The organism is Natrinema sp. DC36, from assembly GCF_020405225.1.
Taxonomy (GTDB): Archaea; Halobacteriota; Halobacteria; order Halobacteriales; family Natrialbaceae; genus Natrinema.
In genome coordinates this window covers 307,104-329,589 of sequence record NZ_CP084472.1, presented here as the reverse complement: position 1 = coordinate 329,589, position 22,486 = coordinate 307,104, and the positions used below count along the sequence as shown (strand labels likewise).

23 protein-coding genes are annotated in these 22,486 nt (G+C 64.8%); 19 read left to right on the top strand and 4 right to left on the bottom strand.

The window, feature by feature from the left end; genetic code table 11:
• Window positions 1-66 precede the first annotated feature (66 nt).
• The 9 genes from LDH74_RS01775 to LDH74_RS01735 all read left to right on the top strand — a co-directional run bounded on the left by LDH74_RS01775 (window position 67) and on the right by LDH74_RS01735 (window position 7,571).
• On the top strand, window positions 67-954 hold the full coding sequence (locus LDH74_RS01775) for a hypothetical protein (RefSeq protein WP_226040924.1): 888 nt from the start codon (window positions 67-69) through the stop codon (window positions 952-954).
• Window positions 954-1,484 carry a DNA polymerase V family protein gene (locus LDH74_RS01770; protein WP_226040923.1) on the top strand — a complete coding sequence of 177 codons (531 nt, stop codon included), beginning with the start codon at window positions 954-956 and terminating at the stop codon, window positions 1,482-1,484. The genes LDH74_RS01775 and LDH74_RS01770 overlap by 1 nt, the downstream gene beginning before the upstream one ends.
• A 53-nt stretch (window positions 1,485-1,537) precedes the next feature.
• The gene (locus tag LDH74_RS01765; protein WP_345778540.1) at window positions 1,538-2,536 is read left to right on the top strand and encodes a hypothetical protein; all 999 of its coding nucleotides are present in this window, start codon (window positions 1,538-1,540) and stop codon (window positions 2,534-2,536) included.
• A gap of 90 nt (window positions 2,537-2,626) precedes the next feature.
• Window positions 2,627-3,541, top strand: a complete 915-nt coding sequence (locus LDH74_RS01760) for a hypothetical protein (protein WP_226040921.1) — start codon at window positions 2,627-2,629, stop codon at window positions 3,539-3,541.
• Between the two features lie 109 nt (window positions 3,542-3,650).
• Window positions 3,651-4,115 (top strand): hypothetical protein, encoded by a 465-nt coding sequence (locus tag LDH74_RS01755; protein WP_226040920.1) that lies wholly within the window; start codon window positions 3,651-3,653, stop codon window positions 4,113-4,115.
• A 152-nt stretch (window positions 4,116-4,267) separates the two neighbouring features.
• Complete coding sequence (locus LDH74_RS01750) at window positions 4,268-5,191, top strand: substrate-binding domain-containing protein (RefSeq protein ID WP_226040919.1); 924 nt, start codon at window positions 4,268-4,270, stop codon at window positions 5,189-5,191.
• Window positions 5,192-5,251: 60 nt separating this feature from the next.
• Complete coding sequence (locus LDH74_RS01745; RefSeq protein WP_226040918.1) at window positions 5,252-5,923, top strand: ABC transporter permease; 672 nt, start codon at window positions 5,252-5,254, stop codon at window positions 5,921-5,923.
• Between the two features lie 34 nt (window positions 5,924-5,957).
• Window positions 5,958-6,761 (top strand): phosphate ABC transporter ATP-binding protein, encoded by an 804-nt coding sequence (locus LDH74_RS01740; protein ID WP_226040917.1) that lies wholly within the window; start codon window positions 5,958-5,960, stop codon window positions 6,759-6,761.
• Between the two features lie 75 nt (window positions 6,762-6,836).
• Window positions 6,837-7,571 carry a TOBE domain-containing protein gene (locus LDH74_RS01735; protein WP_226042584.1) on the top strand — a complete coding sequence of 245 codons (735 nt, stop codon included), beginning with the start codon at window positions 6,837-6,839 and terminating at the stop codon, window positions 7,569-7,571.
• A 52-nt stretch (window positions 7,572-7,623) separates the two neighbouring features.
• Here LDH74_RS01735 and LDH74_RS01730 read toward each other — a convergent pair whose 3' ends face one another.
• On the bottom strand, window positions 7,624-8,289 hold the full coding sequence (locus LDH74_RS01730; RefSeq protein ID WP_226040916.1) for an HD domain-containing protein: 666 nt from the start codon (window positions 8,287-8,289) through the stop codon (window positions 7,624-7,626).
• A 135-nt stretch (window positions 8,290-8,424) separates the two neighbouring features.
• On the opposite strand from LDH74_RS01730, the gene LDH74_RS01725 reads away from it, so the two are divergent.
• The 8 genes from LDH74_RS01725 to LDH74_RS01690 all read left to right on the top strand — a co-directional run bounded on the left by LDH74_RS01725 (window position 8,425) and on the right by LDH74_RS01690 (window position 18,905).
• On the top strand, window positions 8,425-8,916 hold the full coding sequence (locus tag LDH74_RS01725; protein ID WP_226040915.1) for a universal stress protein: 492 nt from the start codon (window positions 8,425-8,427) through the stop codon (window positions 8,914-8,916).
• Between the two features lie 136 nt (window positions 8,917-9,052).
• Window positions 9,053-9,553, top strand: a complete 501-nt coding sequence (locus LDH74_RS01720) for a universal stress protein (protein ID WP_226040914.1) — start codon at window positions 9,053-9,055, stop codon at window positions 9,551-9,553.
• 104 nt (window positions 9,554-9,657) lie between these two features.
• A complete protein-coding gene (acs, locus tag LDH74_RS01715; protein ID WP_226040913.1) occupies window positions 9,658-11,646 on the top strand; it encodes an acetate--CoA ligase in 1,989 nt (662 codons plus the stop codon).
• A gap of 128 nt (window positions 11,647-11,774) precedes the next feature.
• Window positions 11,775-14,009, top strand: coding sequence for a bacterio-opsin activator domain-containing protein (locus LDH74_RS01710; RefSeq protein WP_226040912.1), 2,235 nt, complete (start codon window positions 11,775-11,777; stop codon window positions 14,007-14,009).
• Window positions 14,010-14,280: 271 nt separating this feature from the next.
• Window positions 14,281-16,260 carry an acetate--CoA ligase gene (gene acs / locus LDH74_RS01705; protein WP_226040911.1) on the top strand — a complete coding sequence of 660 codons (1,980 nt, stop codon included), beginning with the start codon at window positions 14,281-14,283 and terminating at the stop codon, window positions 16,258-16,260.
• A 56-nt stretch (window positions 16,261-16,316) separates the two neighbouring features.
• Entirely contained in the window at window positions 16,317-16,760 is a 444-nt protein-coding gene (locus LDH74_RS01700; RefSeq protein ID WP_226040910.1) for a DUF4212 domain-containing protein, read from the top strand.
• On the top strand, window positions 16,757-18,448 hold the full coding sequence (locus LDH74_RS01695) for a VC_2705 family sodium/solute symporter (protein ID WP_226040909.1): 1,692 nt from the start codon (window positions 16,757-16,759) through the stop codon (window positions 18,446-18,448). The genes LDH74_RS01700 and LDH74_RS01695 overlap by 4 nt, the downstream gene beginning before the upstream one ends.
• Window positions 18,449-18,452: 4 nt before the next feature.
• Complete coding sequence (locus LDH74_RS01690; RefSeq protein WP_226040908.1) at window positions 18,453-18,905, top strand: universal stress protein; 453 nt, start codon at window positions 18,453-18,455, stop codon at window positions 18,903-18,905.
• A 192-nt stretch (window positions 18,906-19,097) separates the two neighbouring features.
• Here the strand turns inward: LDH74_RS01690 and LDH74_RS01685 are convergent, their stop codons facing one another.
• The 3 genes from LDH74_RS01685 to LDH74_RS01675 form a co-directional block, all read right to left on the bottom strand.
• Window positions 19,098-19,319, bottom strand: coding sequence for a hypothetical protein (locus tag LDH74_RS01685; RefSeq protein WP_226040907.1), 222 nt, complete (start codon window positions 19,317-19,319; stop codon window positions 19,098-19,100).
• Between the two features lie 81 nt (window positions 19,320-19,400).
• The gene (locus tag LDH74_RS01680; protein ID WP_226040906.1) at window positions 19,401-19,766 is read right to left on the bottom strand and encodes a cupin domain-containing protein; all 366 of its coding nucleotides are present in this window, start codon (window positions 19,764-19,766) and stop codon (window positions 19,401-19,403) included.
• A gap of 53 nt (window positions 19,767-19,819) precedes the next feature.
• Window positions 19,820-20,296 carry a cupin domain-containing protein gene (locus LDH74_RS01675; RefSeq protein WP_226040905.1) on the bottom strand — a complete coding sequence of 159 codons (477 nt, stop codon included), beginning with the start codon at window positions 20,294-20,296 and terminating at the stop codon, window positions 19,820-19,822.
• A 500-nt stretch (window positions 20,297-20,796) separates the two neighbouring features.
• Between LDH74_RS01675 and LDH74_RS01670 the strand changes: the two genes are divergently transcribed.
• Both LDH74_RS01670 and LDH74_RS01665 read left to right on the top strand, forming a co-directional pair.
• Window positions 20,797-21,360: a tRNA (cytidine(56)-2'-O)-methyltransferase gene (locus LDH74_RS01670; protein WP_226040904.1), complete on the top strand. Its 564-nt coding sequence runs from the start codon at window positions 20,797-20,799 to the stop codon at window positions 21,358-21,360.
• A 219-nt stretch (window positions 21,361-21,579) separates the two neighbouring features.
• Window positions 21,580-22,410: an MBL fold metallo-hydrolase gene (locus LDH74_RS01665; protein ID WP_226040903.1), complete on the top strand. Its 831-nt coding sequence runs from the start codon at window positions 21,580-21,582 to the stop codon at window positions 22,408-22,410.
• The last annotated feature ends 76 nt before the right edge of the window (window positions 22,411-22,486 follow it).

The following is a 22,486-nucleotide window of genomic DNA, read 5'->3' as shown; positions in this document are numbered from 1 at the left end:
CGTCGGGGTAGTCGCATACGCAAGGCCAACCGCCACAACGCTCTCTCTCGTCTGTGTTTCCGTATAATGACCGAGGATTTCGCATCCGACGGCACCGAGGAACGTTCGGCTCCCGACGGAACCGAACAGGCCTCGAGCCGTCCCGACGAAGCCGAATCGACGGCAGGATCGCCACGCCGAGTGCTGACTGACGGTGGGCAAGCGGAGATGGAGGAGTCCGACGCCGAGCAAGACGACGACTCGAGCGAGGCAGACCCCGAAGCGGAGGGCGACGGTGAAGAAGGGGCCGAAGGCGAAGGTTCGGAGACGGAGTCAGAAGACGCGGAAGAAGCCGAGGACGAGGCGGAGGAAGACGAGTCCCATGTCCAGGGTACCGACGAGGTCTACCAGAGCGACGACGCGTCGGGCGTCGTCCACCTCGACCTCGACGGGGTGTTCCTCGATCTGCTCGGACTCGAGGTCAATCTGGATCCGATGACGCTGGACGTCTCGGCGCGACCGGGTGAGAACAACCTGCTGGGGAATCTGCTGTCGGCGGTGTCGGGGCTGCTGGACGGCCCCGGCGCGATGATCGACAAGGCGAAGTCGCTGTTGAGCAAGCCGATCGAGTTCGTCAAAAACCTGCTGAACAAGCCCGTCGAAAAGCTCACGGGGCTCTTCGGCGGGGACGAGGAAGCGAGTGAGTCGGACGCCGAGGAAGAAGAGGCGTCCGAAAGCGAAGACGAGTCCTCCGGTCCGCTTTCGTCGGCGGTACGGCGTCTGAAGAACGGGGTCATGGGAGCCGCGACCTGGGTGAGAGAGAAACTATCCGGACTCGCTCCGAGCCTCCCCACCGAGGAGATCGTCTCGGCGATTGTTAGCGCTGTGCTCGAACAGTTGCTCGAGCAACTCGAGCCGGATCAGGACGAAGAGAGCGGCGGACAGGCGGAGCCGTCACAGGCGGAGGCAGCATAATGAGCGACGAGTCACTCACACAGCGGGTCGATACCGAGAAGATCACCGAGAACATCGACGTCGACGAACTGGTCGAGGGAACCGAGTGGGAAGACGAGATCGACGGGGACAAACCGCTCGGAGAGGCGCTGGGCGGACAGATCGGCGCGATCCTCGGCCGGGCGATCGGCGAATCCCTCGGGCGGACGATCGGGAACATGGTCGTCGACGAACTCCTCAGCTCCGACGAGGAGGATGAGACGGACGAGGAGTCCGACGAAGGCAGTGCCGAGGATGGCGAGGAAGATGATGAAGCAGACGACGAGTCTGCTGACGAAAGCGCCGAAGACGACGACGAGTCCGCCAAAGAAGACGACGCGGACGAAGAGGGTGCAGATGAGACCGACGCCAAGAGTGGCGACGAGAGCGGCGAGAACGAATCCGAGGACGACGCAGACGAGAGCGAGGCGCAAGGCGACGACGAATCGGACGCGGCGGACGAGGAATCGGCGGACGACGAATCAGAGCAGACGGCCGAAGCCGAGGAATAAGACCGTGATTCAGGGAACGCAGCCGCTCCGCGAACCGACTCGAGGTGGTCGCCGTGAGTGACGAGTCCGGCGGACTGAAGAGCATGGTTGCCGATGAGGTCAGCAACCAGATCGATGTCGCCGATATGCTGGGCGACGGGAGTCTCGAGGACAATATCGACGGCGGGGAAGTCGGCGCTTCGGTCGGTCGCGAGTTCGGTGAACGGTTCGGGCGCGAACTCGGCGCGTCCATCGGTCGGGAGATCCACGAGACGATCGCCGCGGGCGTCGAGGAAGGAAAGGAACTCGACGAGATCCGAACGGAGCTCTCGACGGCGATCAAGGACGCCCTCCGTGAGTCGGTCGCGAACGTGGAGGGCCGCGACTCGCTCGAGTCGATGGCCAAGGGCGTGACCGACGGCAGCAGTCTCGAGGGACTCCTCGACGGCGTCGGAAGCGACGAGACCGACGAGGACGAATCCGAGAGCGAGGAACGGGCGGAATCCGAGGATGAGGAGCAGACGGAATCCGAGGATGAGGAGCAGACGGAATCCGAAGACGAGGAGCGGACGGACGAAACGGACGCACAGGAGGACGACAGCACTGAAAGCGACGAAACGAGCACCACTGAGTCAGTCAAAGAGGCCGCCGATACGGCCGAAGGATCGGTCGAAGGAGCCGCCAGCAAAGCCAAAGAGACGGTCGGCGAAGGGAGCGAGGACGGCGAAGAGACGGGCGACGAAGCTGACGAATCGGCTGCCGACGGTGACGAGACGGCTGAGGAAAGCGAAGAATCGACCGACGAAGCCGAACCGCCCGAAGCGGGCGAGGACGAGCCGTCCGCGGAGGACCTCGAGGATCTCCGGAAGGATACGCTCGAGGACTTCCTCGGCGTGATGTCCTACAGCGATCTGCAGTCGGTCGCGAAGGATGTCGGTGTGAAGGCGAATCTCAGCCGGGAGGAGATGACCGACGAGATCATCGAGGCGGTGACGGATGGGGGGTCGGATTCCACCACGAATGAGGACTCGGACTCGGACGAAGAGTCTGAAAGGGAAGCGGAAGCCGAGTGACGACCACCAGGGACGAGACGATCGACTGCACTCCGTCGCTCCCGATCCGACTACCGCACACGACACGGCGGTACCACCTGAAAGTTACAGATGAGCGACACACAACTTCACGATCGAGTGCACGAGGTACTGAACGAGGCCGACGAGTTCAGCGGATCGATCGTTTCGGGCAGTGATTCGGAGAGAGAGGACGACTCGAGCGATGAGCGCGAGTCGGCCGAGCGGGATCTGCTCGAGACCGCCCGGGAGGCGAGCGACATCCTTGAGTCGGCCGACCCAGACGAACTGCTCGCAGCGGTCGGACTGGACACGCTCGAAGACGGCTCCGAACCGGATTCGATCCCGGCGGCTATCGCTCGCGGCGAGCAGGGAAACCTCGAGGACCTCCAGCGATTGCTCCACCTCGCGAAACTCGCCGACCGGGCTGACGACGACAGCTTTGAAGGGGCTGTCGGTGATCTCCAAGAGACGATGAGCGAACAGGCCGAATCCGATGCCGAAGAAGCGGAGGGAGCTGAGAGCAACGTCGACGAGGACACGCCGGACGACGAGTCGACGACTACGGAGGACGAGGCAGCCGAATCGGAAGCGGACGAGGCGGCTGAATCGGAAGCGGATGAGGCGGCCGAATCGGAAGCGGACGAGACGGCTGACGATCTCGGAGATCGCCTCCGATCGTCGATGGAATCCTCGTTCGAGCAGTTCGGCGACGATGTCCAGCAACTCAAGGAGCGACTCGAGTCGGCGAGTGCCGAGACTGAGGAGGCTGACGAAACCGACGAGACGACCGACGCCGACGCCGAAGCGACAGCCGATGACGCGGCGGACGAGGAGGACGCTGACAAGGACGACGAGGGACTTCTGGGATCGGGTCTCGGCGGCGATGAGAATCGTAGAACGGCGTCGGGCGGCCACAGCCGCCACTCGACGATGGCACCGCCGCCGTCCAAACGGGCGGATATGCGCAAGACGACGCGGCACTCGACGATGCCGGACAAGCACTGAGAGCGCGGATTCGGTTCACTCGCCCGATTCCGGCTCGAGGCAGAAACCGGTGAACGGAACAGGCGATATCCCGCTGAAGCCTTATCCTGCTGCTCGCTGACGGCCCTGTATGACGAGACACATCAGCGAAACGCAGGTCCGCCACTGGCTGGACGACACGGCCATCCGGAACGTGACTCCCCACACCGACGAGGACACTGAATTCAACTTCCAGGTCGAACTCTCGCAGCTGCCGGTCCACGTCGTCAAGGAGACCGAGTTCGGCCCGGTTCGGATCGTCGGCCGGAGCGGATTCGATACCGAGCGGGCCCGAAACCTGCTTCGCGATGATCAGCGACGCGGCGAGTTGCTCGAGTACGTCGGGCCGATGCTGGCGGCGACGCCGGGGTTCTACACGTTCCTCGATGAGGACGGCGTCTCCTGTCAGCTGCGCGAGGCGGAGACGGTGCAAGTGGAGTACCGAATCTATCCCGACGGTGCCTCCCAGCAGGCACTGATGGACGGGATCATGGCCATCGCGACGAGCATGCGCTACGTTCGGAACGTCGTGGTAGCGGTGGCGGAGGCCGACTAGTCTCGGTCGAACGTCGATTGGATCAGTCCCGTCGCTGTAACCGGTTACAGTTACGTTTTCACTCGCATCGAGTCCGAGAGCGGCCTCGGTAACCACTGTCGGGGTCCCTGAGCGGTACGTTTATCACACTGTGTTCCATCGTTGTTCCCAATATGGAATATCGGCGACGAGAGCTACTCGGGGCGAGTGCGGCGGGGATCGCCGCTGCCGTTGGCGGCTGTCTCGGACTCGGAAGCGACCAGGGTGAGGGATCGATCGCCGGCGAGGAACTCGCGCTCGCGACGACGACCAGCACGTACGACACGGGGCTGCTCGACGAGATCAACGCCGCGTTCCAGGAGCGGTTCGGAACGCCCGTCGCGGCCAACGCTCAGGGGACGGGTGCCGCGATCGAGTCCGCTCGCAACGGCAACGCCGACGTGATTCTGGTCCACGCCCGCTCGCTCGAGGACGAGTTCATGCGGGACGGACACGGAATCAACCGGCGGAGCCTGATGTTCAATGACTTCGTGATCGTCGGGCCGAGCGACGACCCGGCGGGCGTCGGTACTACCGAGCAAGCGACGGCAGCCTTCGAGGCCATCGCGAGCGCGCAAGCGCAGTTCGTCTCGCGCGGGGACGACTCTGGCACGCACACGAAGGAGTTAGCGATCTGGGACGAATCGGGTGCCGAGCCCGGCGGTGAGTGGTATCAGGAACTCGGTGACGGGATGGGAAACACGTTGAACAACGCGAGCGAGTCGGGTTCGTACACGCTCGCCGATCGGGGGACGTTCCTCTCGATGCGGGACAACGTCGACCTCGAGATCCTGCTTCAGGGCCCGATCGAGGGCGGGCCGGAACTGCTCGCGAACCCCTACGGGATCATGGCGGCCAATCCGGAGATCCACTCGAACGTCAACTACGACCTCGCGATGGCCTACATCGGCTATTTCACGAGTCCGGAGGGACAGGAACTCGTCGGGGACTACACGGCGAACGGCGAACAGCTGTTCTACCCCGAGGCCCTGTCGGCGGACCCGAACTTCCAGCAGTACGTCCCGAAAGGATGGCAGCCGGACTCGAGCGAGGAGTGATCGACAGACCCACTACCCGGACGAAACGACCCACTATCCGGACGAAACAACCTACTACCGATGCCATTCGAGTCCCTCGCCGAACCGAACTATCTCCGGAGCATCATTCAGGTCTCGCTGACGGTCAGCCTGGCCGCCATCCTGTTGAGTACCCTTCTCAGTTTACCGATCGCCTTCGTCGTCGGCTTCGCGGACTTCCGCGGGAAGCGGGTGATCACGGCCATCATCAACACGGGAATGGGTTTTCCGAGCGTCGTCGTCGGATTGCTCGTCTTGATGGCCCTCTCGAACAGCGGCCCGCTCGGCGCGCTCGGGCTCGTTTACACGCCCGAAGCCATGATCATCTCTCAGTGCGTTCTCGCCGCACCGGTGATCACCGGTGTCGCCCTATCGGCCATCGAGAGCGTCGACGACGCCGTCCGGGACGCGGCCTACGGTGTCGGGGGGACCCGAACCGATGTCGCGCTGATCACCCTCAAGGAGGCGCGCTACGGCGTCGTGACCGGAATTCTCGCCGGCTTCGGCCGCGCGATCAGCGAGGTCGGCTCGGTTCTGATCGTCGGCGGCAACATCGCCTACGCCGACGGGACGTCGAAAACGCGGACGATCACGACCGCGATCACGCTCGAGACGCGCCGCGGCGAGTTCGAGACGGCGCTGGTACTCGGCGCGGTGTTGCTCGTCCTCGTCTTGCTCGTCAACGGGATCGTCCTGCGACTCGGAGGCCGATAATGATTCGAGCGACTGCAACGGAGGCGCATCAGAGATGAATCTCGAGCTCGAGCACGTGTCCTACGGCGTCGACGACACGGACATTCTGGACGGCGTCTCGCTGCCCCTCGAGTCGGGCGAAATCGTGACGGTGATCGGCCCTTCGGGGGCCGGCAAGACGACGCTGTTGCGGCTGGCCGCACTGTTCGAGCGACCGACCGACGGCGTCGTCCGCTGCGACGGAATGGATCCGTGGTCGCTGTCGCGGGACGATCGACTCGAGTTCCGTCGGCGGATCGGCATGGTCTTCCAGCAGGCGAGCCTGTTCGAGACCTCGGTCGCGCGCAACGTCGATATCGGCCGGCGGGTTCGCCGGCCGTGGTCGCAGCGCGTTCGGGGATTCGGCCGACGGCTCGCGGACCGATGGATCCGGAGCCGGCCGACTGTCGACGACCGGACGCTCGAGGCCCTCGAACTCGTCGGACTCCGGGACGAGTGGGACCGGGACGCGGGCTCGCTCTCTGGTGGCGAGGCACAGCGGGTGTCCTTCGCCCGCGCACTCGCCGCGGGACCGGACCTGCTGGTGCTCGACGAGCCGACCTCTGATCTTGACCCGCGGAACACGGCTATCCTCGAGCGCGCGATCGAGCGCGCCCGGGGGCGCGGTCACGGCGTCTTGCTCGCGACCCACGACATGCACCAGGCCGAGCGGATCTCGGATCGCGTCGCCTTCCTGCTCGAGGGCGAACTGGTCGAAGTGGGCCCGCCCGAGCGGATCTTCGACGATCCCCGCGACGAGCGAACCGCGCGGTTCGTCGACGGAGACCTGTTGTACGATGAAAACGAACTTCTCGCGTGAACGCGAATGGGGACTCGAGCGGCTCCGGACCCGGCTGCGATTCGACCGAACCCACCGCGTGATCCACCGATGACCATGGAAAAGGAGTTCGACCCCTACCTGCGGATCGACGATGTCGCCGTCGATCGCAGTGACGTCGAGATGCTGCGCGCGATCGACGACCGCGGCTCGCTGTCGGGGGCGGCCGACGCTCTCGAGCGATCCTACCCCCGCCTCCAGCAGCGGGTGGTGGCGATCGAGGAGGCGATCGGCCCCCTGGTCGAGCGCACTCGCGGCGGAGCCGACGGCGGTGGCAGTTCGCTGACGCCGACGGCTCGGGATCTGCTGGCGCGGTTCGATCGACTGGTCGCGGCATACGAGGGCGTCGCCCGCGTCGACGAGACGGTTCTCAGGGGGACGGTCGTCGACCGCGACGGGGAACTCGCAACCGTCGAGACCGCTGCGGGGGAGATTCTGGCCGTCGTTCCGGCCGACGCCGCGACGGCGTCCGTGACGATCCGCTCCGACGCCGTGAGTCTCCACGCGCCAAGCGACGTGCCGCGAGCCGATGGGACGAGCGTTCGGAACCGGTTCCCGGGGACCGTCTCGTGGCTCGAGGCCGGGGACGCCGTCGCTCGGGTGGGAATCGGTCTCGAGAGTGCGGACGGTGGCGACGGCGGGAGCGACACCGAACTCGTCGCGCTGGTCACGCGGCGGAGCGTCGAGACGCTGGGACTCGAGCCCGGGCGGTCGATCGTGGCCTCGGTGAAGGCGACGGCGGCGCGCGGTGTCGGGATCGAAGATCGCTCACGGGAGGGGACCGACGACTGACGGTGCTTCGAAGCCCTATCGGCCGTCTCTCTCGAGACTCGCGAAGTCGAAATCATCGCTCTCCCTCGACGCCGATTTCGCTCTCGAACTGTGCGAAGAAGTCGTCCATGAACTGTCGTCGCGAGTCGCCGAGACGCCGCCCCGGCGCGGTATACAGCTCGTTTAGGCGCTCTTGACCCCACTCCCGGAGGAGCGTGATGTCGGGACGGTCCGACGAATCCGCTCCGGACACCGATGCATCGTCGATGACCGCGTATTTTTCACCGGCGCTGCCCGACCGCTCGCCGACGATACAGGCCATTCGAACGATACCGCGGGCTCCAGCGGCGTCTAACTTGTCCGCATCGAAGAGCAGTTTGGCCTCGAGCGTCTCCGGCTCCGGAGAACTTGCCCGAATACTGTGCGCCCGAATGCAGTGCGTGATCGCGTCGATTCGATCCGCCGTCACTCCGTCCGTCTCGAGAAGCTCCGCGGCTTCGGCCGCGGCCCACTCGTCGTGATCGTCGATCGCTCCCGTTCTCTCCCGCGGGCGACCGATATCGTGTAACCACGCCGCCGCGGAAAGGACGGCTCTATCGACCCCGCGCTCGCAGTCCGCTGCTAACCGAATCGAGACGTTTCTGACTCGAGCAGCGTGGAACAGATCGTGCGCCGGAAGGGCGTTTTCGTAATAGGGCTTCGACAACTCTCGAGCGCGCGGACCCAATTCCTGCGACATTATCAGGTGATGACTATTTGACGAGAAATAATCGTTCTGGAACTTTCGGATGGCATTCGAACGGGGCGTAACCACGTCCGGGGACGCCGCCCTGCGAGCCCCAACGCTTTCTCGAGGGGGCACGTACTGACGTCCATGTACGATTCCATTCTGGTCGCAACCGACGGGAGCGAGGCTGCGGCGACCGCGGTCGATCACGCGATCGCGCTCGCCGAGCGTTTCGACGCGCCGCTGTACGGGATCGCGGTCGTCGACGAGCGCACCGAATACGACACCGGTATCGTCGATCCCGAGGAGGCGACGCGACAGCTTCGAGCGCGCGCGGCTGGCTGGCTCGAGGAACTGGAGTCGACGGCGGCCGAGGCCGGCGTGACCGTCGAGACGGCCGTTCGGTCCGGCGTTCCCCACGAGGAGATCCTCGACGACGCGGCCGATCGGGACGCCGGGGCGATCGTTCTCGGTTCCCGCGGCCGCTCGTCGTTCAGGGGGGCGCTGCTCGGGAGCACCGTCGACAGAGTCGTCAGGATCGCGAATCGACCCGTGCTGGTCGTCGGTGGCGGCGGCGAGCAGGTCGGTGATCGGTCGGCCGGCGAACCGCCGCACGACGCCGACGGAAGCGACGTCTGATACGGGTTACTGCACCGTTCTACCGGCGCACACGTCTTGCGGGTCGCAGGTGCGCCGGAACTGACAGGGTGAGTCCGTCCGAGTGCGGTCGAGCGGAGGGAGAACATTTACCTCTGCTGTCCTATGAAATAGCCGTATGTCACTGCTGGTTCCCTTCGACGGGTCGAAGTTAGCGACGAAAGCGCTCGAACGGGCCGCCGCCTTCGGCGACCTGCTCGACGAGGAACTCATCGTACTGACGGTCATTCCGGACGACGCCGAGTATGCGCGCGATCGCGGCTGGATCACGCAGGGCGAGCCGTTCGATCCGGACGCGATCGCGACGGGAATGCAGACCCGAGCCGAGGAGGTCGCGCCGGAGGCGACCGTCCGGATCGAGCGGGTCAGTTCCGACGAGCCCACTGCGACGTCGACGACGAACGTCGTCCGCGAGATCCGACGGATCGCCGGCGAGATCGAGGCTTCAGTCGTCTTCATCGGCTCCGAGAACGCGGGCTCGGTCATCGCGCCCCAGTCGAGCGTCGGGAGCCCGGTCGCGAACGACCACCGCTACGACGTCTACGTCGTTCGCGAACCCGGTCACGAGATCGATCCCGAGGAAATGGCCGATATCGATTCGACCCAGGACGATCTCTGATCGGTTCGGGGAACGCACCGCGAGCAGCGGGATCGAGATCCGCCTACTGCGCGGCGATCGGGAGGAACGTTTATTCCTCTGACTGACCACCGTTCGGACGATACATGGTCGAACGGAACGGGCCGGATCGAGACGCGTCCGCGCCGACCGGCTCTCCCCACAGCCCTCCCGACTCCTTCATCGAGCAGGCGAACGTCACGGATCCGACGCTTCACGAGTCGTTCGAGACGAACTGGCCCGACTGCTGGACGCGTGCGGCCGACCTCCTCTCGTGGGACGAGCCGTACGATACCGTCCTCGAGGCGGAGGACGCGCCCTTCTATCGCTGGTTCGCGGACGGTCGCCTCAACGCCTCGTACAACTGCCTGGATCGCCACCTCGAGTCGGGGCGCAAGAACCACGCCGCGATCCGCTGGGAGGGGAAACAGGGCGAGCGCCGGACCTACACCTATCGGGATCTCTACGTCGAAGTCAACGAACTCGCGGCGGCCCTGCGCGACCTCGGCGTCGCGGAAGACGACGTCGTGACGATCTACCTGCCGATGATTCCCGAGTTGCCGATCGCGATGTTGGCCTGTGCCCGGATCGGTGCACCCCACAGCGTCGTTTTCGCCGGCCTCTCTGCGGATGCGCTCGCAACGCGGATGGACGCCGCGGACAGCGAGTTTCTCATCACCTGCGACGGCTACTACCGACGAGGAGACGCCTTCAACCAGAAGAGCAAGGCCGACAACGCCCGCATCGACCTCGAGCAGGACGTCCGAACGGTCGTCGTCGACCGGCTCGGCGACGACCTCCCGCACGTCCTCGGGGACGGCGAGTGGGACTACCACGAGCTTCGCGACGAGTTCGCGGGCGAAACGGTCGAGCCGGTCTCGCGCGACGCGGAGGACATGCTGTTCTTAATGTACACCTCTGGGACGACCGGCGAGCCGAAGGGCGTCGTCCACTCGACGGGGGGCTACCTCGCTCACGTCGCGTGGACGACGCACGCCGTTCTCGACGTCAAACCCGACGACACCTACTGGTGTGCGGCCGACATCGGCTGGATCACGGGCCACTCCTACATCGTCTACGGGCCGCTCGCGCTGGGGACGACGACCGTGATGTACGAGGGGACGCCCGACTATCCCGACCGGGATCGGCTCTGGGAGATCGTCGATCGGAACGCCGTCGACATCTTCTACACCGCGCCGACGGCGATTCGCGCGTTCATGAAGTGGGGCTCGGACTACCCCGCGCGCCACGACCTCTCGTCGCTGCGCCTGCTCGGCACGGTCGGCGAGCCGATCAGTCCCCGGCCCTGGAACTGGTATCGCGAACACATCGGCGGCGGGGACTGTCCGGTCGTCGACACCTGGTGGCAGACGGAGACCGGTGCGGTGACCGTCTCGACGCTGCCGGGCATCGACGAGATGAAACCAGGCTCGGCGGGGCCGCCGCTGCCGGGGATCGACGCCAGCGTCGTCGACGCGCAGGGCGAGCAAGTCGCTCCCGGCGAGGCCGGCTATCTCACGATCGCGCGCCCGTGGCCGGGGATGGCGCGGACGCTGTACGACAACGACGAGCGGTTCGTCGCGGAGTACTGGCGACGCTTTTCCGATCCCGAAACCGACGACTGGCGCTACTTCAGCGGCGATACGGCTCGAGCCGACGACGACGGCTATATCACCGTCCTCGGCCGGGTCGACGACGTGATCAACGTCTCCGGCCACCGACTCGGGACGATGGAGATCGAGGGCGCGATCGCCGACGTCGACGGCGTCGCCGAAGCCGCCGTCGTCGGCCGCTCGAGCCAGACCGAGGACACCGAGATCTACGCGTACGTCAGCACCGAGAGCGGCCACGAGTCCGACGCGACGATTCGGCGGGCGATCCTCGAGAGCATCGAATCCGCGATCGGCCCGATCGCCCGCCCCGCGGAGTTGATCTTCACGCCGGAACTGCCCAAGACCCGCTCGGGCAAAATCATGCGCCGCCTGCTCGAGGACGTCGCTAACGGCGAGGAACTGGGTGATACCAGCGCGCTCCGCAATCCGGAAATCGTCGGCGAGATTCAGGCCGAGATCGGCGACGAGGGCGACTTCGACTGATTCTGTTTCGCAGAACCCAGTACCGCGAAACCGCGACTATCCGCTGTCGCCCGCCGAATCAGTCGAACGGTCGCGAATGTCAACGAGAGGCGATACAATTATGTTCGCGTCGCCAGAACGAGCGAACCATGAGCCTCGAGGGGGGAACCGAGACGGTACTCGAGCGTCGGGAGTACGAGTCGCTTCTCGACGCCGCCGAAACCTATCGCGAGGCGCTGGTGATCCGCCTCTGTGGCGACGTCGGGCTCCGACCGCCCGAGCTGACGCGGCTCACGATCGGCGATATCGAGCAGGTCCGGATCGATCCGCCGCGGTACCTGATTCGCGTGTCGACCGACGACGGCACGCGGGACCGGACCGCGTACCTGCCGACCCGCGTCGAGCGCGAACTCCGACGATACGCCCGGAGTAACGATCTTTCGACCGACGATCGGATCTTTTCGGTCACGACCCGTCGGCTCCAGATGCTGGTCTCGGACGTGGCCGACCGAGCGAGCGAACTGGCCGACGAGCCCGGGCTCTCCGACGCCTCCACGAGCGACCTCCGGCAGTACTTCGCTCACACCGCCCTGGTCGAGCACGACGTTAACCCCCGCGTCGTCAAGACTGCGGGCGGCTGGCGCAGTTTCGAGGCCCTCGAATCCTATTTGCCCGAGCCGACGGACACCGAGATCGTCGACGCGTTTGACGCCGTCGAACGACCGTCGGGGGCCGACCGCGGACGATCGGGCGGTCGATCCGGTCCGGTGGTGGGCGACGACAGCGTCATCCGCCTGTTGCTGGCCGCGAGCGACCGATACGCGCTGCTCCGACTCGACGCGGACGGCTACGTCGAACGCTGGAACCGCAGCGCGGCCGCGATGTTCGGCTACCGGGCCGGCGAGATCGTCGGCACGCACGTCTCGACGTTCTATCCCGACAGCGCCGTCGAGGACGGCGCTCCCGAGCGAGCGCTCTCTCGGGCCCTCGAGGAATCCGGCACCGAGACCGACGGGTGGCGCGTCCACGAGGACGGGTCGCAGTTCCGTGCGACCGAGGTCGTCTCGCCGCTGCGGGACGATCGGGGGGACCATCGGGGGTTCGCCGTCTTCGTCCGCGACGTTACGGCCGCACACGAGGAACTGGCGGCCGCGCGCGAGCAACGCGACGAACTCGATGGGCTGTATGCCGTCGCCAACCAGCACCGCGCCGTGACTCACGCGCTGCTCGATTCGACCGATCACGAGGAGGTCGAGACGGCGACCTGTGGGGCGCTCGCCGACGGCCGAGCCTACGAGTTCGCGTGGATCGACCGCGCGACGGTGTCGGACCGTCGCCGCGAGTGGCGCGCGTCCAGTGGGATCGATCCCGACGCGGTCGAGCGGGTCTCCCCCGACGAGTGGGACGACGAGGAGTCGATCGCCGCCCTCTCAGACGCGAACGCGGTGTCCGATAATCGTTACGGGGAGCGGACCGTACTCGTCGCAGACGACGTGACGGCGACGCTCAAGACCGATGTGTTCGAGAACGACGCGTTCGAGGGCGCCGTCGCCCGGATCCCGCTTGCGTACGGCGATACCGTCTACGGGACGCTCTCGGTCGCGACCGAGCGCTCGGCGGCGTTCGGAGACGACGAACGCGCGTGGCTCGCGACGATCGGCCGGCAGGTCGGCTACGCGATCGCTGCCATCCGCCGGCGGAACCTCTTGCTATCCGACCGGGTGACCGAACTCGAGGTCGCCTGCCGCGACGGTCGGTCGTTCTTCGTCGACGTCTCGCGCCGACTCGACTGCCGGTTCGAACTCGACTCGCTGGTCCCGATCGACGAGTCGACGCAGCTCTACTACGTCCGCCTCGAGGACGCGTCGCCGGCCGACGTCTTCGACCTCGCCGACGACGAGCCCGGGATCGAGGACTGTCGGCTGGTTGAGACCGATGAGGACGGCTGGCGAATCGAAGTCGTCGTCGACGGTTCCTGTCCTATCGTGACGCTCACGGAGTACGGCGTCACGGTTCACGAAGCGGTCTTCGAGGGCGGAACGGCGACGATCACCGGCGACTGCGCCGTCGACGCGGACCTTCGGACCATCGTCGACGGTCTCCGATCCGCGTTCCCGGACTCCGAACTGGTCGGCAAACGCGAGACCGAGCGGCCCGTCCAGACCGCTCGCGAGTTCCGAGAGGGGCTCGAGGATCGACTGACGGACCGACAGGAAGCCGCGCTCCGAGCGGCGTATTTCGGCGGCTACTACGACTGGCCCCGGGAGAGCACGGCCGAGGAAGTCGCGGACGCGATGGGCGTCTCATCGCCGACGCTGCACAACCACCTGCGGAAGGGCCAACACGAGTTGCTTCGGACGTTCTTCGACGATCCGGCCGAGTAGTCACGGCGTCGCGAGGGATCGTCACCTGATCCGATCGGGGCTACGTCTCTAGAGGCGGCATTCTATCCGTCCTCGAACGGCTCGTATGAAACGCTACTTCGAGGGAGAGTAGTTCGTTGCGCTCCCGATCTGTCCCGATTGAGCGAGCGACGGCCGATTATCGTGTCCTAATACAGTCAATATATGCTAGGTTCCCTTCTGCGTATCGAGTCGATTTTGCACAACTAGAGGCCGTCTTTACTATGCTAGTTGGAGATTGATTGGGTGTACCATGTCACAGGACAATGCCGATCTCGAGGCGCGACTCGAAGAACAGGAGGCGTTCGAGCCTCCCGAGTCGTTCGTCGAGCAGGCAAACGTCACTGATCAGGGGATCTACGAGGAGTTCGAGGAGAACTGGCCGGAGTGTTGGGAGCGTGCCGCCGACCTCCTCTCGTGGGACGAGGAGTACGATACGGTTCTCGAGGACGGGAACGCCCCGTTCTACGAGTGGTTCACCGGCGGTGAACTCAACGCGTCGTACAACTGCCTCGACCGACACGTCGAGGAGGGGCGGGGCGACAGCGTCGCCATCGAGTGGGAAGGCGAACTCGGCGAGACGCGCACGTACACCTACGACGAGCTGCTCGACGAGGTCGAGGACTTCGCGGCGACGCTGCGAGACCTCGGCGTCGAGGAGGACGACATCGTCACGCTGTACATGCCGATGGTTCCGGAGCTACCGATCGCCATGCTGGCCTGTGCCCGCATCGGCGCACCGCACAGCGTCGTCTTCGCCGGCTTCTCGGCCGACGCGCTGGCCACCCGGATGAACTCCGCGGACAGCGAGCACCTCGTCACCTGCGACGGGTACTACCGCCGCGGCGACGCGCTCGATCACATTTCGAAGACAAACGAGGGCCTCGAAGGCGTCGAGCACGAGGTCTCCGACGTCGTGGTCGTCGACCGACTGGGCGACGATCTCGATCACGAGCTCGCGGACAACCAGCACGACTACGACGAACTCGTGGCCGACCACGAGGGGTCGACGGTCGAACCGGTCCCGCGCGACGCCGAGGACATGCTGTTCCTGATGTACACGTCGGGAACGACCGGTCAGCCGAAGGGGGTCAAACACACCACCGGCGGCTACCTCGCGTACACGGCCTGGACGAGCCACGCGGTACTGGATATCGAGGCCGACGACACCTACTGGTGCTCGGCCGACATCGGGTGGATCACCGGCCACTCCTACATCGTCTACGGACCGATGGCGCTCGGCACGACGAGCGTGATGTACGAGGGGACCCCCGACTACCCCGACAAGGACCGGCTGTGGGAGATCGTCGAGAAGAACGAGGTCGACATCTTCTACACCGCGCCGACGGCCATCCGCGCGTTCATGAAGTGGGGCGCCGAGTACACGGAGAACCACGACATCTCGAGCCTCCGCTTGCTCGGCACCGTGGGAGAACCGATCAACCCGCGCGCGTGGAAATGGTACTACAAGCACATCGGTAACGAGGAGTGCCCGATCGTCGACACCTGGTGGCAGACGGAGACCGGGGGGATGATGATCACGACGCTGCCGGGGGTCAACACCATGAAACCCGGCTCGGCGGGGCCGCCGCTGCCGGGGATCGACGCCCGCGTCGTCGACGCGCAGGGCGATGAAGTCGACGCCGGACAGGCCGGCTACGTGACGGTCAACAACCCCTGGCCCGGCATGCTTCGCACGCTGTACGACAACGACGAGCGCTTCCTCGAGGAGTACTGGCAGGAGTACTCCGACGAGGAGGCCGACGAGTGGGTCTACTTCCCCGAGGACGGTGCGAAGATCGACGAAGACGACTACATCACCATCCTCGGCCGGGTCGACGACGTGATCAACGTCTCCGGCCACCGGCTGGGAACGATGGAGATCGAGTCGTCCGTCGTGGGCGTCGAAGGGATCGCCGAAGCCGCCGTCGTCGGCGGCGACCACGAGGTCAAAGGCGAGGCCGTCTACGTCTACGCCATCCCCGAGGACGGCTACGAGGACCGGCACGACGAACTCGAGGAGAAGGCCATGTCGGCCGTCCTCGACTCGATCGGGCCGATCGCCAAGCCCGAGGAGATCGCCTTCACGCACGAACTGCCCAAAACGCGCTCGGGCAAGATCATGCGCCGGCTGTTAGAGGATATCGCGAGCGGGAACGAACTCGGGAACACCTCGACGCTGCGCAACCCCGAGGTCGTCGACGAGATCGCAGAGCAAGTGTCGAAAGACTAACCACCACCCGATTTTCGGGCTGAAAAACGCGACTAAAAAACACGATTCGAACGCATATGCCAGATAATAACACTCACGATTCGGCTGACAAACAGGCTGCAACGGACGGTGGCGTGGCTGGACAGGCCAGCCAGGCTCACCGAAACACCGACTATCTCAATTCGGAGGTGAATCTCCTGAATCCGAGCACACCGTTCATGCGCGACCACCTACGTGTGGTCTGGACGGGCTTCGTCATCTGGGTCATCGCCGTATGGGGCCCGGTGACGATGACGTACTTGGCGACTGATATGATGACGGTCGAGATGCCAGTTCTGGGCTTCCCGCTCCACTACTTCCTGGTCGCGTTCGGCGCACCGACCAGTGCGCTGATCCTGTCGTTCTGGTACTCGCGCAAACGCGACGCGCTCGATGCCAAGTACGGCATCGAGCACCCGACCATCGATGACGAGACCGGCGGCGAAGCCGCTGCAGCCGCCGACGGAGGTGTCGACGAATGACGGGGGTTCCGGTCGTTCCGCTGCAGGAAAGTCTTCTGCCGGAGGCGATGGACATCTCGTTCAAGATCCTTCCGGCCCTCTTGGTGCTGGCGATGCTGGGCCTGTTCCTCGCCATCGGCTTCGTCTTCCGCGTGGCCGACACCGATAACATGTGGGTCGCCGGCCGTTCCATCGGAAACCTCGAGAACGGGATGGCGATCGGCGCCAACTGGATGTCGGCAGCGTCCTATCTCGGGATGGCGGCATCTATCGCACTGGCCGGCTTCTACGGGCTGGTGTTCGTCGTCGGCTGGACGACGGGATACTTCATCCTGCTCATCTTCATGGCCGCACAGCTGCGCCGGTTCGGGAAGTATACGGCACCCGACTTCGTCGGCGACCGTTTCAATTCCGACACCGCACGCGCCATCGCGGCCGTGACGACGTTCCTCATCGGATTCGTCTACGCCATCGGCCAGGCGAAAGGGATGGCACTCGTCGGTCTGTACATCTTCGGTGACTTCGGCGGCCTCATCCCCGGCCTCGACGGTTACCAGGTGATGGTCGTCTTCATGATGACGATTACCGTCGCCTACCTGACGCTGTCCGGTATGATGGGCGCGACGAAGGGCCAAGCGGTCCAGTACGTCATCCTCATCCTGGCGTTCGTGATCGGCCTGTACGTCGTCGGCTGGACGAACGGCTACTCGACGGTGCTGCCCCAGCTCGAGTACGGTGCGCTTATCAACGACCTCGGTTCCGAGTTCAGCGAACCGTTCTCCGGCTCGAGCTACTACCTGTGGGTCGCGACGACGTTCTCGTTGATCTTCGGTACCTGCGGGCTCCCGCACGTGCTGGTGCGGTTCTACACGGTCGAAAGCGAGCGGACGGCCCGCTGGTCGACCGTCTGGGGACTGTTCTTCATCTGTATTCTGTACTGGAGCGCCCCCGCGTTCGCGGCGTTCGGTACGGACCTCTACTCCTCGAACGTCGGCCCGACGTACGGTGACCCCGGCATGACCGGTGCAGCCAGTGAGGTCATCGTCGTGCTGGCGGCCCAGCTATCGGCGCTACCACAGTGGTTCGTCGGACTGGTCGCAGCAGGCGGTATCGCCGCGGCGATCGCAACGGTCGCCGGGCTGTTCATCGCCGGCTCCTCGGCGATCAGCCACGACATCTACACGAACATCATCAACCCGGACGCGACCCAGCGCCAGCAGGTCCTCGTCGGACGGCTGTCGATTATCGCGCTCGGTGTGCTGACTACGCTGGCCGCGCTCGACCCCGCGTCGTCGATCGCCGCCCTCGTCGGCTACGCGTTCGCGCTGGCCGCCTCCGTGCTGTTCCCGATGTTCTTCCTCGGCATGTGGTGGGAGAACGCCAACCGTCAGGGCGCTCTCGCCGGCATGACCACCGGACTGATCATGTGGTCCATCCCGATGATCAACGAGATCGTCCCGAATTACGTCTCCTCGCTCGAGGCACCCCTCTCGGCAGGACTGGCGCAGTGGATGCCGGCCATCGGGTCGGCGCTCATCACGCTGCCGGTCGTCTTCGTGGTCACCATCGTCGTCTCGGTGGTGACCGACGAGCCGGACATGGCGACCAAGCGGGTCGTCCGACAGTGTCACAGCCCCGAACCGATGCGTCAGCAACAGACTGCAGAAGACGTCGTGACCGACGGGGGAGAAAACCCCGCGGACGACTAACACCATGTACGAGAAAATACTCGTTCCGACGGACGGTAGCGAAACGGCCGAGAAGGCGGTCGAGCACGCGCTCGATCTCGCCGACCGGTACGGGGCCGAAGTGCACGCCCTGTACGTGCTCGATACCAACGCGATGAGTCTCAGCCTCGGCGGCGAACAGCTCGATCGAATCGAGCAAGGGAACTACGGCGAGATGGACGAGGTGCGGGAACGCGCCGATAGCGCCACCGGCTTCGTCGCTGATCGCGCGGCCGAGCAGGGGCTCGAGGTCGTCGAACACGTCTCGGCGGGCAGACCCCACTCGATGATCGCCAAATACGTCGACAAGAACGGAATCGATCTCGTCGTAATGGGATCGCACGGTCGCTCGGGCGTCAAGCGGGCGTTGCTCGGCAGCGTCACCGAACGGACGCTTCGGTCGACCAACGTTCCGATCCTCGTCATCGACTCGAGCTGAACCGACTCGCGGATCGAGACTGCGGCTTTTTTCGCGACGCTACGCTGGACAGCGGTGGCGATATCGACGGACCGAGCGTGAGAACGAGGAGATGAACGTGGGGCCTTCGGAGACCCCGTCAGTAGCAGTCGCGGACGAAACCATCGACTCGATCGCCTTCGGAACGACCCTCGAGAAATAACCGACTGACCGCTACTGATTCTCGCGCTTGCTTGCGATTTCGAAGTTCCAGACGAATCCGAAATACGCAACGATCCCGGCGAGCATGAGCATGTAGTACACCATGGTCGGTGGCCCGAGCAGGACGTTGATGGTCTCGACGAGCGTTACCCAGATGACCGCGAACGCGAGGTCGGTCAGTATCCCCCACCGTTCCTCGCGAGCGGTTCGAAGCCACTCGCCGGCTCCGGTCATCGAGTGACCTCCCTTCTGGTTTCCATCATCACGTGAACGTTTCGCAGACACTCAAAAAAGAGTATCGACGACTGTGTCGGGTTACTGGTCGTAAAATTCGTCGACTTCGGCGTCCGGGAACGCCGGCGTCGCAGCGGAAACGTACTCGAGCGTGCTGTCGCCGGTGTTCTCGAGGCCGTGTTCGGTGTTCGCCGGGATGTGGACCAGGTCGCCGGCCTCGACCGCCCGCTCGTCGTCGCCGACGGACATGATTCCCTCGCCGGTGAGAATGACGTAGACCTGTTCCGGATCGTGTTCGTGGCGGACCTGGCGCGCACCCGGCTCGACGTCGACCCAAGTGATCGTCAGATCCGTCTCCGACGCGTCCCGCTGGGAGTGCAGAATGTGGGAAACGAGTCCGTCGTCTCGGCTCAGTGCCGGCGCGTCAGATTTGTGTACTGATCGCATATCAGTAGAATACAACGACTAGCACTTATTTCCACTCCTGTATTTCCGAATCGTTATTCGTCCCAGTACTCCGTCTCGTCGTCGATGCGGTAGTAGCCCTCGAGCGACCGTTCGTCGCGGCCGCCCGGCGGCGAGCCGACGTAGACGCCGAACTTGTTCATCTCCGGGTAGACCGTGACATCCGGCTCGTTCATCGTCGACATCGCCAGATATCGGAGCGGTTCGTCGCCGTCGTTGACGACCCGATGGCCGCCACGCTCGTCGGCGGGAAAGGTGGCGTAGTCGCCGGCCGTCAGGGGCTCGAGGCCGTCTTCCGTTTTGAGTTTGCCGTCGCCCGCCAGCACGTAGATCGCCTCCTCGTTGGCCGTGTGGTAGTGGTAGGGCCACGACCGCATCCCGGACGGGAGTTCGTAGAGGCTACAGCCGAGGTCCGAGGCGTTAACGGCATTGGAGAGCTCCTTCCGCCGGAACGCCGTTTGCTCTCGATCGTACTCCTTCCAGTCGACGATCGACTCGTTGATCGTTTCCATACCATTTGTCACTCACGTCAATTACGTATAACTTCGTGTCGGCCTCGAGCGTCGTGGGTGACTCCTTCAGTAGTCGTGTGAATGGAGTAGTCGGTTCTGATGGGAATGCGTGTGACAAAGTGTCCTGCTATCGTGGTAACAGGGAATTGCCACGCCCTCCCCAACCGATTCGTTCGCGCCTCACGGCGCTCACTCATCCACAGGAAGACGCGAAGCGTCTTCCAAGCCTTCGTTCACTGCGTCTGCTCACGGGTGCGAAGCACCCGTTCGCATGGTATGCGGGACCGTCGGTCCCGCACTATTCACGAAGACCTCGCACGGCATCGATGACCGCCCTCACTCTCGTTCGGACGGTCGACAGCGCGCGCCATAGTACGCCGGATGGTCGGTCTGGCGTAATACCTTGGTTCCCATACTGAGTGAATCGTCACACTGGCCGCGATCGGGACCGGCACGCTGAAAACGAAACCCCCTAACCGCCGCCGAGAGTGGATAGCGGTATGCACGACGATAGCGAGGTTGCCGTCCTTCGGCTCGGCCACCGCCCCGGTCGGGACGAGCGGATGACGACCCACGTCGGACTGACCGCGCGGGCGCTGGGGGCCGACCGCGTCTACTTTCCCGACAACGCCGGCCAGTCGCTCGAGACGGTCGCGGACATCACCGATCGGTTCGGCGGCCCCTTCGGAGCCGAACTGACCGATTCGCCCCTTCGAATCATCCGGAACTGGGAGGGACGGGTCGTTCACCTCACGATGTACGGCGAGCGCGTTCAGGACGTGGAAGCCGATATTCGGACGGCCCACCGTTCCGAGGGAGAGCCGCTCTTGCTCGTCGTCGGCTCCGAGAAGGTCCCCTTCGACGTCTACGAGGAAGCCGACTGGAACGTCGGCGTCACCAACCAGCCTCACTCCGAAGTGGCCGGGCTGGCGGTCTTTCTCGACCGGCTCTTCGAGGGCCGGGAACTCGAGCAGGAGTGGGCCGACGCCGACCGCCGCGTGATTCCGATGGAGACGGGCAAGCGCGTCGAGTCGTCGGATCCGGACGCCGATCCGGAGCCGTAGTGTCAGTCGCGAACGGAACCGCGCGTCGGAGCTTTGGATTCCGAACTCGTCGCTCGCTCGAGTACGGATATCCGAAGGGGAATCGTGGTGAATCATCCCGACGTAGTCACGTACTATGTTGTGTCTCGATCAACGGGACGGTGATCCGCCTCTCGACCGGCAGGGCGAACGGACGCATCGCGACGGGAACCGAAATCGATACCGAACGGGGCGAGGACCGTGGTCGAGATAACGGTTCTCGCGGACAATACGGTCGCGAAGCCGATTCCAAAGGGGCTGCGCGGTGAGTGGGGCTTCGCGGCAGCCGTCGGCGATGTCCTGTTCGATACCGGCCAGTCGGCGGGCGTCGTCCACAACGCCAGGCTATTGGACGTTCCGACGACGTTCGACACCATCGTCCTGAGCCACACCCACTTCGACCACACTGCCGGCCTCGATCAGTTCCTCGATCCGATGGAGAAACCGACGGTCTACTGCCATCCGGAGCTGTGGACCGATCGATACTCGACCGGCCCTCCCGGCGGCGGCGAATTCTCGGATCCGATCCATCTCGGAATCCCGTTTTCGCGAACCGAAGTCGAGAGCGGGGCCACGCTCGTCGAACATCGGGATCCGGTCGAAGTCGCCGACGGCGTGTTCGCGCTGGGAGAAATTCCGCGAGAACACCGCGAGATGACCACGGGTAAACGACGGGAAGGCGGAGAACTCGTGGACGATACGGTCGACGATGATCAAGCGATCGCGATCCGAACGGGCGACGGGACGGCGCTCGTCCTCGGCTGTTGTCACGCCGGATTACGCAATTCGATCGAGTACGCCGAAGCCGTGACCGGTGACGACGTGCGCTACGTCATCGGCGGGACGCATCTCGTCGCGCTGGACGACGACGAGGTCCGCGAGATCGCCGACTGGCTCGCGGGCAAGCTCGAGCTCTTCGCCGGCACCCATTGCACCGGATTTCAGGCACAACGGATCCTCGCGGACCGGCTCCCCGAAGCGTTCCGATCCGTCGGCGTCGGCAGTTCGATCGAACTACCCCTGACAGCCTGACCGTCGAAACTCGGTCACGGCGAACGGTCAGCGCCCCCGATCGTCGCATCAGTTCGTTCGGAACCTACGTCGCCGC